At 68.1% G+C, this 12,914-nt stretch carries 9 protein-coding genes; 2 read left to right on the top strand and 7 right to left on the bottom strand.

Features of this window, described 5'->3' with window-relative positions; translation table 11 throughout:
- The first annotated feature begins 195 nt into the window (after window positions 1-195).
- Both ACO2SS_RS24985 and ACO2SS_RS24990 read left to right on the top strand, forming a co-directional pair.
- Window positions 196-1,491, top strand: coding sequence for a polysaccharide biosynthesis/export family protein (locus ACO2SS_RS24985; protein WP_423280571.1), 1,296 nt, complete (start codon window positions 196-198; stop codon window positions 1,489-1,491).
- A gap of 181 nt (window positions 1,492-1,672) precedes the next feature.
- Window positions 1,673-3,799 carry a GumC family protein gene (locus ACO2SS_RS24990; RefSeq protein ID WP_423280572.1) on the top strand — a complete coding sequence of 709 codons (2,127 nt, stop codon included), beginning with the start codon at window positions 1,673-1,675 and terminating at the stop codon, window positions 3,797-3,799.
- Window positions 3,800-3,848: 49 nt separating this feature from the next.
- Here the strand turns inward: ACO2SS_RS24990 and ACO2SS_RS24995 are convergent, their stop codons facing one another.
- From ACO2SS_RS24995 to kdpB, 7 genes are all read right to left on the bottom strand, one after another.
- Window positions 3,849-5,054 carry a right-handed parallel beta-helix repeat-containing protein gene (locus tag ACO2SS_RS24995; protein ID WP_423280573.1) on the bottom strand — a complete coding sequence of 402 codons (1,206 nt, stop codon included), beginning with the start codon at window positions 5,052-5,054 and terminating at the stop codon, window positions 3,849-3,851.
- 309 nt (window positions 5,055-5,363) lie between these two features.
- Window positions 5,364-6,440, bottom strand: coding sequence for an acyltransferase family protein (locus tag ACO2SS_RS25000; RefSeq protein ID WP_423280574.1), 1,077 nt, complete (start codon window positions 6,438-6,440; stop codon window positions 5,364-5,366).
- A gap of 379 nt (window positions 6,441-6,819) precedes the next feature.
- Complete coding sequence (locus tag ACO2SS_RS25005) at window positions 6,820-7,107, bottom strand: DUF6894 family protein (RefSeq protein ID WP_423280575.1); 288 nt, start codon at window positions 7,105-7,107, stop codon at window positions 6,820-6,822.
- Between the two features lie 223 nt (window positions 7,108-7,330).
- Window positions 7,331-8,023: a response regulator gene (locus tag ACO2SS_RS25010; RefSeq protein WP_423280576.1), complete on the bottom strand. Its 693-nt coding sequence runs from the start codon at window positions 8,021-8,023 to the stop codon at window positions 7,331-7,333.
- A complete protein-coding gene (locus ACO2SS_RS25015) occupies window positions 8,020-10,737 on the bottom strand; it encodes a DUF4118 domain-containing protein (RefSeq protein WP_423280577.1) in 2,718 nt (905 codons plus the stop codon). Before ACO2SS_RS25015 ends, ACO2SS_RS25010 begins: the two co-directional genes overlap by 4 nt.
- 29 nt (window positions 10,738-10,766) lie before the next feature.
- Window positions 10,767-11,372 carry a K(+)-transporting ATPase subunit C gene (locus ACO2SS_RS25020; protein WP_423280578.1) on the bottom strand — a complete coding sequence of 202 codons (606 nt, stop codon included), beginning with the start codon at window positions 11,370-11,372 and terminating at the stop codon, window positions 10,767-10,769.
- A gap of 96 nt (window positions 11,373-11,468) precedes the next feature.
- A partial coding sequence (gene kdpB, locus ACO2SS_RS25025) for a potassium-transporting ATPase subunit KdpB (protein WP_423280579.1) occupies window positions 11,469-12,914 on the bottom strand: 1,446 nt, incomplete at its 5' end.

Here is a 12,914-nt window from a genome sequence, read left to right on the forward strand (position 1 = left end):
CTACTGCGCAGCCGAACTACCTCGCGGCTGATCGCCGCGCCCGCGCGCGGCTCCCAGAGGGTCTGCCTGGCGCTCTGGCGCCCCCAGCGGCCCGCCCTGGCGCAGGATTAATCCCGAAGTTCAGGCCGGGCCGGAGCCGTTCCGAGCGATCATAGCGATGAACGCCGTGAGCGTGGCGCGATGCGCGGACGGGCAATGACCACCAGACAGGTTCGAGGCAAGCGACACCGTCCGGGCGGCCAGGCTAAGGCGCTGGCCCGCACCGGCCTTCTGCTCCTCCTGACGCTTGCCCAGGCCGAAGCGGAGGAAGCCCGCAACGAACCCTTCCAGGTCGGGCCTGGGGACAAGCTTTCCGTCACCGTCTTCGGCCAGCCGGACATGACGGGCGAGTACCTGGTCGGGGACGATGGACGGATCATCTTCCCTCTGATCGGGGAAGTCCAGGTCGGGAATGCGACGCTCGGCGAGGTCCAGAAGCGGTTCGTAGCCCAGCTCCAGGACGGCTACCTGGTGAACCCGGCCGTGACCGTGCGGATCGTCGAGCTTCGGCCCGTCTACGTGGTCGGCGACGTGCGCACGCCGGGCAGCTATCCCTTCCGGTTCGGCGCCTCCGTCATGAGCGCCATCGCTCTCGCCGGGGGGCTCGGCACCCCCGACCAATCGACGAGCGCTGCCCGCGCCGAACTGATCACCGCGGACGAACGCGTCCGCGTCCTGGAGGGCAAGCTCGGCGCGCTCACCCTCAAGCTTGCCCGCCTGCAGGCGCAGCAGGCGGAGGAGACGAAGTTCGAGGCTCCGCAGCCTGCCGGGATGAGCACGGACGAGTACGAGGACACCTTGCGGCGCGAGCGGGAAATACTCGCCGCGGACAGCCGCGCCGTCCTGCAGGAGGTCACTATCCTGCGCCAGCAGAAGCCCCGAATCGAGGCCGACAAGCAGGCCGTCGAGGTTCAGCGACAGGCGGAACAGCTGCAGCTGGACCTGATCCGGGAGCATATCGCGGGCTATTCCACCCTGATGGCGCAGGGCTATGCGCGCCGCTACACCGGAATTGAGCTCCAGCGCGAGGAGGCCCGCAATCGAGGCAATGTGGCCCGGCTGGCATCGGAGCTGACCCGCCTCGATCTCTCGCTTCTCGAGACCGATCTTCGGATCCAGACCACGATGAACGGCTACCGGCGCCGGCTGATCGCCGAGGCCGAGGACACCGTCGCCAGGATGGCGGAGATCAGGGCGACGCTCCCGAGCGCGCGCGAGATTCTCGCCACCCGCCTTCAGCAGGGCGGTGGGATCCTGCCCGACGGCACGCGGCCCAAGCCCGCGATCGCGATCACCCGTATGCGGGACGGCGGCAGCACGACCTTCGCCGCCCAGGAAACGAGCTCGATCCGGCCGGGCGACATCGTCGAAGTGCGGCTCCAATCGCTCGAGCGGACCCCTCGCGACATCGGGCTGCCCACCAGGCGGAACACGGCGGCGGCGCTGCCATAGGGATTGCCCGGAGGGGTTAGGCCGGCCTGGCTAGCCCCGAGTAGACCTTCCGGTTCCGGGCCGACGTTCCCATCCTGACCACTCCAGAACCGAGCACGGCTCCCGAGGAACGATGTACTGGATCCCACAACAGCCGGTTCCGATGCAATCATCGAGCCTTGCCACTCATTACGAGGACAAGATGCTCGGTGCCGTTCTTACGCTCTGGCGGCGGCGCTACCTGATTCTCGTCTTCGTGGCAGCCGCGCTCGGCCTGGGCGCTCTACTGCTCGCGGTCGTTCTTCCGCGGAAATACACGGCCGATACGCTGCTGCAGGTCGATGTGTCGCGAGGCGACAACTCTCGCCCGATGGCGCCTAACGGCACCCCCGATCGGGGCGCCTCGATCGACGGGAGTGCGATCATCGAGAGCGAGGCGCGGGTCATCCGGTCCCGCGCCATCGCACGTCGCGTGGCCGAGAAGCTCCAGCTGCACCTCCAGGTGCCGGAGAGCGCGCCGTTCTACCAGCCGATCGTGGATGCCGCACGGCGCGCACTAGGGCGGCCGGAAGAGCCTTCCCCTCCGGACGCTGATTCCAACGCCATCCGGATCGAGCTCGCCGCGCTGGCGCTCATGCGGAACATCGCCGTCGCCAATGACAGCCGCAGCTACCTGATCACCGTCTCGTACACGTCCAAGGACCCGAACCAATCCGCGCTGTTGGCCAATGCGATCGCGGACGAGTACCTGCAGAGCCGCGTCGAGGCGAGCGCCTCTGCGGCCCAGAAGACGAGCGAGTGGCTGGCAGGACAGATCGCCGATGCGCGACGGAGCCTGGCCAAGGCGGAGCAGGCCGTGGACGCCTTCCGGCGCAACACCGGCTACGTCGAAGCGGAGCCGGACGGAGCCGGCCTGCACCAGCAGCTCCTGCGGGACCTGACCACCCAGCGCAGCACCGCCCGCATGACGCGTATCGCCGCCGAGGGCCGCTACAACCGTGCGAAGGCGGCCTACAAGGCCGGAGAGATCCCGTCCGCCCAGGACCTCAACGGCGCGCCGGTCATCCAGCGGCTCCTGGAGGCGCAGACGAACGCCCGCAAGGAAGTCGCCGACCTGTCGATCATCGGCCCCAAGCATCCGGGCCTGAGCCGCGCGAATGCGATCATGGACCAGGTGCAGCAGCAGCTGCGCGAGGAGGTGGAGCGCGCCATCACGAATCTGGAAGGAGAGGTTCGTAGCGCCATCGCCGACGAGCAGACGCTCGAGACCCGGATACAGGAGATCAGCAACGATCTGATCGCCGCGAGGGGCCGCGAGAACCAGCTGAAGAGCCTCCAGGCCGAGGTCACGACCATCCGCTCTCGTCTCAAGCTCCTGACCGACAACTACGAGCAGGCATCGTCCCAGTCGGGCCTCGTCACGGCGCCGGCCCAGGTGATCGTCCGCGCCCAGCCGATCCCGCTCCCGTCCGGGCCGAGGGTCCCGGTCGTGCTCGGCCTCACGCTGCTCGGGGGGCTCGGGCTTGGCGTCACGACGGCCCTCCTCCTCGAGAAGCGGGATACCGGCTTCCGCTCCGCCAAGCAGTTCGAGGCACAGACGGAGACGCGTTGCGTCGGCATGGTGCCCCTGTGGTCGCGCGGCCAGCCCGATGGGGAACGCCGCATCTTCACCGAGGCCGTCCGGCTGATCGCGGCGTCCCTCGATCTGCACGCCTTCTCGGCGCAGGCACGGTCACTGCTGATCACATCTTCCGTCCCGGGTGAAGGGAAGTCGCTGCTGGCCCTGGCGCTCGCGCGCTCCGCCCTCGCGGCGGGACAGCGCGTTCTCATCGTCGACTGGCTCCCGGCCGACCACGAGGAGCCGGGCGGCGTCTCGAGCGCGACGCTCGACCACGCGCTGGACGATCCGGACGGCATGTTCTTCTCCGAGATCGCGGCGCAGCGTCTGGTCATCCTCCGGCCGTCCGGCGCGATCTCACCGGCCGACCGCTACAGCGCTACCGTCTTCTCCGACATGATGCGCCGCGCGCGGGAGCATTACGACCTGATCATCATCGAGGCGCCGCCCGTCCTCCTCGTGGTCGACTTCGCCCAGCTCGCACGGAACGCGGACAACGTGGTGCATGTCGTGTCCTGGAACTCGACCCCGCGGCACACCGTGAAGCAGGCTCTCGGCAGGCTGAACGACTTCTCGGTCAAGCTTCACGGCGCGGTGCTGACCAACGTGGATCTCGCGACGCACCAGGAGTTCCGGATCGAGGACCAATGCTCGAACTACCGTCGTTACGAGCGATTCTTCGGGCCCAAGCTCGATCAGGCGGCCGCCTGATCGCGGCGCCCTGCACGCCGCGCGGGCGCTGGCCCGCGCCGGGCGGCCCTCAATCGATGCTGCGATCCGTCACCACGCTGCCGCGCGGCTCCTGCCCACGCTGACGGAAACCGTCGAGATCGGTCTCCGTCCGTCCCCAGACGAAGCGCGGGCGGATGCCGGGCTTCACGCGGTAGACATTCTCGTCGAAGACGTTTCCGCCGCGTTCGATGATGCCGTAATTCGCCTCGCCCGCTTCCGCGTCGGACACGCCGCCGGCCTTCCCCTCGCCTCTCAGGATGATCTGGTTGCCAAGGGCGCGGTTGCCCTGCGTGCGGTAGTAGCTCCCGTCCGAACGGCGCCGGTTCTGATCGATGAACGCGATCGCGGTTCCTCCGGGCCGGACCGTGATGGTGTTCCGCTCGATTAGTGCGTTCTCGGAGGCCGCGATCTGGATGTCCGAGCCCCAGTACCAGCTGGGCTTCGCCTGCCCGTTCTGGTTGAGCCGGTTGTCGCGGATCTGCGCCCCCATCGAGAGCTCGAAGAAGATGCCCGCCCCGGCGTTGAACTCGACGAGATTGCCCTCGTAGGTCGCGTCGAGGCATTGCTCGTCGCACCAGAGGCCTGGGCCGGCATTGCGGGTTACGAGATTCGACCTGAAGACGATGTTCCGGGTCTCCGTGATCTTGATGCCCCCGGCCTCCCAGGACGGATCGAAGCCGTAGATGTTGTTGTTCGAGACGTGATTGTTCTCGAAGAGGAGGTTGTGCCCCTCGCCGGTCGCCCCGAGCTGGCCGTTCGAGTGGATGCGGCAGTCCCTGACGACCCCGTCGGTGCTGATCGAGACGCCCGCGCCGCCGTTGAGGCGGAACTCGGAATTCTCGATCCGCCAGCCGGACCCGAGTGCGTTGAGCGCGCCATCCTGCGGCGGACTGAAGTACTTCTCGATCGTCAGCCCGACGATGCGCACGTCCGGCGCCTGTCCGGTAAAGGCGAAGTTCTCCTGCGACACCTCGACCGTCCGGCCGGTCGGGTCATCGGCGAGCAGGACCTCATGCCGCGCAGGATCGAGGAAGAAGGCTCCCGCGCGTAGCTCGGCCATCCGCCCGACCCGGCGCAGCGGCGTGTCGTCCAGGAATACGCCGAGCGGGAACCGGCAAAGGGTGCCGCCTCCGAGGCATATGCCGCGCTCGATCGTGGCGGCTTTCACGTCCGGGATGACCCAGCTGTCGCCGCGCCGCACGAAGTCCGTCACGAGGCGCGCGCCGGAGAGCACGCTCCCTCTTTCCCCGAAGAAGCGCTGGCCTGCTTTTGGCAGGACCGCTTGCAGACGGTGGACCCCGCGGCCGAGGCAGAATGCATCGCCCGGCTCCGCGGATGCCGCCGCAGCGGCGATCGACTCGGCAGGCGGGACAAGGCGGGCATCCGGCGGACAGGCCGGGGCCGCCTCGGGCCCGATCCGGGCCGGTTCCGGGCTGGCTCCCGCCGAGAGGGCGGAAGCAGCCAACACCAGGCAGGCAAGGCCTGGACGCCACGACCCCGCTCGGATTTCCGCCGGGGAACGCACCCTACCCTCGCTGCGCGCTCACGGCGGAAGCGCCGGCCGGAAGCGACCGGTGAGGGCCTGCGCCATCCGGAGCGGCCCTTTGCTCCGCAGGAAGCGATCGATGGGCTGCTCGACATACCGGAAGCAGAGGATTCCGGCATAGCAGGCCACAGCCACGCCGAGGATACGCAGGGGCGCCGGCTGTTCGACATCCGGCAGGACCATGCCGAGAAACTTCCCCAGCGCCGACAGCACGAACCAGTGGATGAGGTAGAGGCTGAAAGAGGCTTCTCCGAGCAGCAGCATGAAGCGCCCGAACACCGTCTTGAGGGTGGCCAAGTGCCGGGCCGCGACGAAGGTCAGGAAGATCGCGCCCGCAAGCAGGAAGCGAAGCACCAGCCGGTCACTCCAATCCGCCCCCACCGCGAGGCCTAGGAGGACCACAGCGGCGAAGAAGCCCAACAGGGCGGGCCAGACCCGCCGCGAGTCCATTTCCTCGCAGCACCGGACAAGCCACCCGAAGCTGAAGGCCAGCATGTAGGGGCTGACCAGGTGAGACATCCAGGCAGGCTGATCGAGCCCTGGACCAAAGGCGCAACCCAGGACGCCGAGCGCACCGACGAACACCCCGAAGGCCAGCCGCCCGTAGATATGCGCGCTCAGCACCGCCAGCCCGAGCGCCACGAGGGCGTAGAAGACCATCTCGTGCTCGAGCGTCCAGCCGGGACCCAGCGGCGGCTCGCGGTGCTGCGGCAGGATGAGATAGGAACTCGCGAGCCATTCCAGCGAAAAGGTCCGGCCGACCAGGACCCAGCTCGGCTGCATGACGAATATCAGGACCGCAACGCTGGTGAGGATCCAATACAGCGGAAAAATCCGCCGGATCCTGTTCATCATGAAATCCCGCCACCCCGTACTGAAGGGAACACGCATACACATGATGAAGCCGGAGACGATGAAAAATACTTCGACCCCGATCCCACCGATATGCTGATACCACCCCGTCAGGACGCTCTGCGTCGAGATATGCTTCGTGAGGAGGTCCGAGTGGACGATTGCCACTTCGAGCGCAGCGAGCCCGCGCAGCCACTGGATCTCGACCCGCTTTTCGCTCACGAGGCCGCTCGCACCAAGACGTATCGCGGGGTGTCGAGCATTGGGGGCCATCCGGAGCTGCTGATCGGTACGTTTTTACACAACCATGCGCGGCCCGCGCCCTGCTCTACCGCATTAGCTCTGAGGGAGTATTGAAGAGCGCCCCGCTAGGTGTCGCCCGGATTGCGGGAACAGCTCTGCTGGCTGTTCTTCCGGCGTGGCAGCACGCGATCAGACCGCATGCCGGGATAGCTCCCTACGCTCTTTGGAATAGGCTGAGCCTTCCCGTCGTCATCTCACAGGCTCTCAAAGCAGCCATCAGGTGAGGCCCGGCATGACAAACGAGGATCGGCGCGGCAGCCTGCGCGCCCACGTCACAGGCCTTCTTCGCCTGATCCCGTCAGACCGGGGCCACGTTGTCGTCTCCGGAACAGCCTACCGGGTGCGTCCCTCGCATCAGGGAAGCAGTCGCATTCAGATCGAAAGCCGAAAGCCTTCGCCCCTCCCCGTCGACGATCACTAGGCGCCATCCATCCCATTCACGCTGCAGCCCGGGATCCTCGCCACGCAGTTCGGCTATGGCCTTCATGGCTTCGAAACGGGCCTGATCGGCCGTGGCGACGTCAGTGCCGAGTTCGTCAGGGATCCCGTCACCCCGGGGCCCTTCAAGGTGGAAGTAGCATCTCATCCGCCCATCCTCAGCGCTGTCGTTAACGTAAGTACTAATCAAAAATATGTCGACCGAAATACCCAGCCGGTCATTAATCCACGGAATTCGACAATTAATGTCGCAGTCACTGCGCGAACCCCCGGCCCGGCTCTCATCCTCCGATCAACAAGGTTGCTTCGGAGCGGGTTCGTCTCGGAGGCGCCATCCCGGGAAGACGCGCCCAGCCAAACCGTCAGGCCTCTCAGTCGGGCGCGCGAAGGCGGTAGCCGACGCCCGTTTCGGTCAGGATAAACTCCGGACGCTCCGGCTCGGTTTCGAGCTTCTGGCGGAGCTGCCGGACATAGACGCGCAGATATTGCGGATCCGTCGCGCCTCCCCAGACCTGCCGTAGAAGCTGAGCGTGCGTGAGCACCTTTCCCGCGTGCTGCACGAGCACGCGGAGGACCTCGTACTCCTTAGGAGCGAGCTTGACCTCGCGCTCGCCCACCCGGACCACCCGGGCGACGAGATCGACGGAAAGCGCGCCCGTGCGGAAGATCGAGCGCTCCCCCTGGACCTGCAGCCGGTGGCGGAGCGCGGTCCTCAAGCGGGCCAGGAGTTCGTTCATGCCGAAGGGCTTCGTGACGTAATCGTCCGCCCCGATATCCAGCGCCTCGACCTTGCCCCGCTCGTCATCGCGGCTGGACAGGACCACGACCGGAAGCGCCTCGTAGCTTTCCCTGATGCGGCGGAGGAGTTCGTGGCCGGAGATGTCGGGCAGCCCGAGATCGAGGATGACCACGTCCGGCTCCTCGGCGGCAAGCGCCTGGAGCGCCGTCTTCCCGTTCGTGGCGTCGATGATCTCGTAGCCCTGGGTGGAGAGCCCCGTCCGCAGGAGGCGGCGGATCGGCGGCTCGTCGTCCACCACGAGGACGCGGATCTTGGCGGATGTCATGCGATCGCTTCCAGGCTGCGCGTTTCCGCCGGCACCGGCAGGACGAGCGTGAACACGGCCCCGCTCCGGTCCGTGCGGTTTCCGGCCGTGATGGTCCCGCCGAGCGCCTCGATGAAGCCGCGCGAGATCGCGAGGCCCAGGCCCGTTCCGGCCCGGACGGCGTCAGACTTCCGGGCGCGGTAGAACTTGTCGAAGACGCGCTCCAGATCGTCTTCGGGAATGCCTGGGCCTTCGTCGAGCACCTGCAGGCACATCACGCCACCGTCGCGCCAGCTTTCGATGCGGATGGTCGAGTTCTCGGCCGCATACTTCGCTGCGTTGTCGAGAAGGTTGAACAGCACCTGCTCGAACAGGACCGGGTCGAGGTCGAGCATCGGCAGATCGGGAGCGAGTTCCACCTCGACCCTGTGGCGGGCGAGGATCTTCGAGGCGCGGGACAGTGCAGAGCCCACGACCTCGCCGAGGTCGTGCGGCGCCACCTTCGGGGCGACGGCGCCGGATTCGAGCTTCGTCATGTCGAGGAGATTGGCGATGAAGCGGTTGAGCCGCTCCGATTCGGCGATGACGGTGGCGAGAAGCTCGGCGCGGTCGGCCGCGCCCAACGCGTCGTCGAGATCGCGCAGCGCGCCGGCAGCCCCGAGGATCGATGCGAGGGGCGTCTTGAGATCGTGCGAGATCGAATTGAGGAGCGCCTGCCGAAGCCGGTCCGTCGCGGCAGAAAGCTTCGCGCGCTCGAGGTCCTCCACGAGATGGACGCGCTCGATCGCGAGGGAGGCCTGGTCGGCCAGGGCCTCGAGCAGCCGTCGCGGCTCGGGCCCCAGGAGCGCGCCGGCCCGTCCGGTGTCGAGCCCGATGACGCCGACCGCGCCGCGCCCGGTCCGCAGCGGCAGGAACAGGCGCTTCGCTCCCGGCAGGGTATCGGCGTCGCGTCCGGCGGGCATCCCGTTCTCGAAACTCCACTTGGCGGCGGCGAGATCCGCGTCGTCGAGCCCATCCTCCGGCGGATACGCCGCGGCCAGGTCGAGGCCGCCGCTGCCGGGCAGCAGGATCACGACGTTGAGCCTCAGCATGGAGGCGATCTGGAAGGCGCTCGCCCAGAGGACGTCGTCGAGCACGCCCGTTCCGGCGAGCTTCCGGCTGAAGCTGTAGAGGGCCTCCGTCGTGCGCGCCCTGGTCTGGGCTGCGAGCGCCTGGCGACGTGCGCTGGCGGCGAGATTGGAGACGAGCACGGCGACCAGCGCGAAGAACAGGAAGGCGGCGACGTTGGTCGGCTCCGCGATCGTGAAGGTATAGAGGGGCGGCAGGAAGAAGAAGTTGTAGCAGAGCGAGGCTGCCACGACCGCCGCGAGCGAGGGCCAGAGGCCGAAGCGCACGGCGATGCCGACCACCGTGGAGAGGAACACGAGGTCGACGCTCTCGAGCCCGATCAATGGCTGCACGAGCAGCCCGAAGACGAGCGCCCCTGCGACCGCGATCGCCGCGACCGCATAGGGCAGGATGGCGGCACCCTGGCTCTCGCGATCGCGATCCAGCTGGGCCGTCCTCGCGCGTCGCCCCCTCGGCTCCGGCTCCTCGCCCGCGATCACGTGGACGCTGATCGCCCCCGAGCGGCGGACCAGGTCATGCACGACCGAGCCGTGCAGCATCTCGAAGAGGCGCGAGCGCGAGGATTTCCCGACGATGATGTGCGTGGCGTTGTTCTCGCGCGCATAGGCGATCACGTCGTCCGCCACGCGACGCGACGAGCCGGGCAGCGTCGCGGTCTCGCCGCCGAGCAGGGCCGCGAGCCGCTGCGCCTTTGCGATCTGGTCCCGCTCGGCCTCGCCGAGCTGGAGGACGCGGCGATCCTCGACGGAAAGCACGGTCCATGGGGCATGCAGGCGATCCGCCAGCCGCCTCGCGTAGCGGACGAGCCCTTCCGAGCGAGGATCCTCGCTCACGCAGACGAGGACGCGCTCTCCCGCCGGCCAGGGGCCCTCGATCGCGCGGGCCTGCATGTGGGACAGGAGCTGCTGGTCCACGCGCTGCGCCGTCCGGCGCAAGGCGAGCTCGCGCAGGGCGGTCAGGTTGCCGGGCGAAAAATAATGCCGGAGCGCGCGCTCGGCGTTCTCCGGCACGTAGACCTTTCCGTCCTCCAGACGGCGGATGAGGTCCTCGGGCGTGAGGTCGATGAGCTCGACCGCATCCGCCCGGTCCACCACCCGGTCCGGGACCGTCTCCTGCACCCGGATGCGCGTGATCTGCGCGACGACGTCGTTCAGGCTCTCCAGATGCTGGATGTTGAGCGTCGTGTAGACGTCGATCCCGGCCTCGAGCAGTTCCTCGACGTCGAGGAAGCGCTTCGGGTGGCGGCTGCCGGGCGCGTTGGTGTGGGCGAGTTCGTCCACCAGGACGAGCTGGGGATGGCGGGCCAGGACGGCGTCGAGATCCATCTCGTCGAGCCGCGTCCCCTTGTACTCGGAGCTGCGGCGCGGGATCACCTCGAGGCCGGCGACGAGCGCTTCCGTCTCGGCGCGCCCATGCGTCTCCACGATGCCGATCACGACATCGACGCCCTCGCGCCGGCGGGCCTGGCCGGTCGCGAGCATCTCGTAGGTCTTGCCCACGCCCGGTGCGGCGCCGAGAAAGATCTTCAGCCGCCCCCGGGCCCCCGCCTCGCGTTCGGCATCGGCGAGGAGAGCGTCCGGCGACGGGCGTCGTTTCGGTTCCTGCATGGGCTTCTCGTCGAAGCCCAGTCTAGCAGCTAGCGGGGAGCTGCGGCATCGAGCGCGAGATTGAGGGCGAGCACGTTCACCCGCGGCTCGCCGACGACGCCGAACAGCCGATCCTCGACATGGCTCGCGACGATCCGCCTGACCGCCTCTTCGGGCATGCTCCGGGCCTTGGCGATTCTCGGGATCTGAAAGGCGGCGGCCTCCGGCGTGATATGCGGGTCGAGCCCGGAACCGGAGGTCGTCACGAGGTCCATCGGCACCGGGGCGGCTGCGTTCTCCGCCTTCAGGCGCCCGGTCTCCTCCTTCACGCGGTCGACGAGCGCCGCGTTGGTCGGTCCGAGGTTCGAGCCCATCGAGTTCGCGGCGTTGTAGGGCGACGGCACGGTCTTCGTGCTGTCGGCGGGGTCGGTGCCCGTCGTGGCCGAGGGCCGGCCGTGGAAATACCGGTCGCTCGTGAAGCTCTGGCCGATGAGCGCCGAGCCGACGACCTCTCCGTCGCGCTCGATCAGGCTGCCGCCGGCCTGTCTCGGAAACAGCGTCCCGGCGATGCCCGTGATGGCGAGCGGATAGCCGAGGCCGGTGATGGCGGTCAGGCCGACGACCAGGACGAGGGCGGGGCGGATATGCTTGAACATCGGGGAGATCCTTGAAGCTCTCCGCTCATGCCGGCGAAAGCCGGCACCCAGAGCAGGACGTTGTTTCGGACCCCGGCCTTCGCCGGAGTTTCCGGGTCACGCGAGGTGAAGCCCGGCCACGACGAGATCGATCACCTTGATGCCGACGAACGGGACTAGGATTCCGCCGAGCCCGTAGAGGAGGAGGTTGCGGCGGAGCAGCGGCGCGGCCCCGATCGGGCGGTAGCGCACCCCCTTCAGGGCGAGCGGGATCAGGGCGATGATGACCAGCGCGTTGAAGATGATCGCCGACAGGATCGCGCTCTGCGGCGATGCGAGCCCCATCACGTTCAGGGCACCGAGCTGCGGATAGAAGGCCAGGAACATGGCCGGGATGATCGCGAAGTACTTCGCGACGTCGTTGGCGATGGAAAAGGTCGTGAGCGCGCCCCGCGTCATCAGGAGCTGCTTTCCGATCTCGACGATCTCGATCAGCTTGGTCGGATCGGAATCGAGGTCGACCATGTTGCCGGCCTCGCGGGCCGCGACGGTGCCGGTGTTCATGGCGACGCCGACATCCGCCTGGGCGAGCGCCGGCGCGTCGTTCGTGCCGTCGCCGCACATCGCCACGAGCTTGCCCTTGGTCTGCTCCGCGCGGATGAGCGCGAGCTTATTCTCCGGGGTCGCCTGGGCGAGGAAGTCGTCCACGCCGGCCTCCGCCGCGATCGCGGCCGCGGTCATCGGGTTGTCGCCCGTGATCATGACGGTGCGGATGCCCATGCGGCGCAACTCGCCGAAGCGCTCGCGAATGCCGCCCTTCACGATGTCCTTCAGGTAGATAACGCCGAGCAGGCGCCCGTCGCGGGCGACCGCGAGCGGCGTTCCGCCGAGCTTGGCGATCTCCTCGGCGATCGCCTGGAGCTCGCGGATGTCGTCGATGGAGGTGCGCGTCTTCAGCGCCGTCACCGTCCCGCCGGCCGCGACGGCGGTCCGGGGCGCCTCGACATGGGCCAGGATCGCGTCGACGGCGCCCTTCCGGACCGAGATGCCCGCCGCGTCGATGCCGCTCATCCGCGTCTGCGCCGTGAAGGGCACGAAGATCGCGCGGAGCTCGCTCATGTCGCGGCCGCGAATGCCGTATTTCTCCTTCGCGAGAACCACGATGGAGCGCCCCTCGGGCGTCTCGTCCGCGAGCGAGGCGAGCTGCGCCGCGTCGGCGAGGTCGCGTTCGGCGATGCCGCGCAGCGGGCGGAACTCGGTCGCCTGGCGGTTGCCGAGCGTGATCGTGCCCGTCTTGTCGAGGAGCAGGGTGTCGACGTCGCCCGCCGCCTCGACCGCGCGGCCCGACATGGCGAGCACGTTGAAGCGGACCAGCCGGTCCATGCCGGCGATGCCGATCGCCGAGAGAAGCGCCCCGATGGTGGTCGGGATGAGCGTGACGAACAGGGCCACCAGGACCACGACCGGGATGGCGCCGCCCGCATAGCTCGCGAAGCTCGGGATCGTCACGACGGCGAAGAGGAAGAGGATCGTCATCCCGGCGAGCAGGATGTTGAGGGCGAT

This window comes from Enterovirga sp. CN4-39, from assembly GCF_049446235.1.
Classification (GTDB): domain Bacteria; phylum Pseudomonadota; class Alphaproteobacteria; order Rhizobiales; family Beijerinckiaceae; genus Enterovirga.

What these genes read in the sequence shown, in the direction of transcription:
- ACO2SS_RS25015 (WP_423280577.1), bottom strand. Translation starts at nt 10,737, where the DNA reads ATGCAGGAACCGAAACGACGCCCGTCGCCGGACGCTCTCCTCGCCGAT.
- ACO2SS_RS25010 (WP_423280576.1), bottom strand. Translation starts at nt 8,023, where the DNA reads ATGACATCCGCCAAGATCCGCGTCCTCGTGGTGGACGACGAGCCGCCG.
- ACO2SS_RS25005 (WP_423280575.1), bottom strand. Translation starts at nt 7,107, where the DNA reads ATGAGATGCTACTTCCACCTTGAAGGGCCCCGGGGTGACGGGATCCCT.
- ACO2SS_RS25020 (WP_423280578.1), bottom strand. Translation starts at nt 11,372, where the DNA reads ATGTTCAAGCATATCCGCCCCGCCCTCGTCCTGGTCGTCGGCCTGACC.
- ACO2SS_RS24990 (WP_423280572.1), top strand. Translation starts at nt 1,673, where the DNA reads ATGCTCGGTGCCGTTCTTACGCTCTGGCGGCGGCGCTACCTGATTCTC.
- ACO2SS_RS24985 (WP_423280571.1), top strand. Translation starts at nt 196, where the DNA reads ATGACCACCAGACAGGTTCGAGGCAAGCGACACCGTCCGGGCGGCCAG.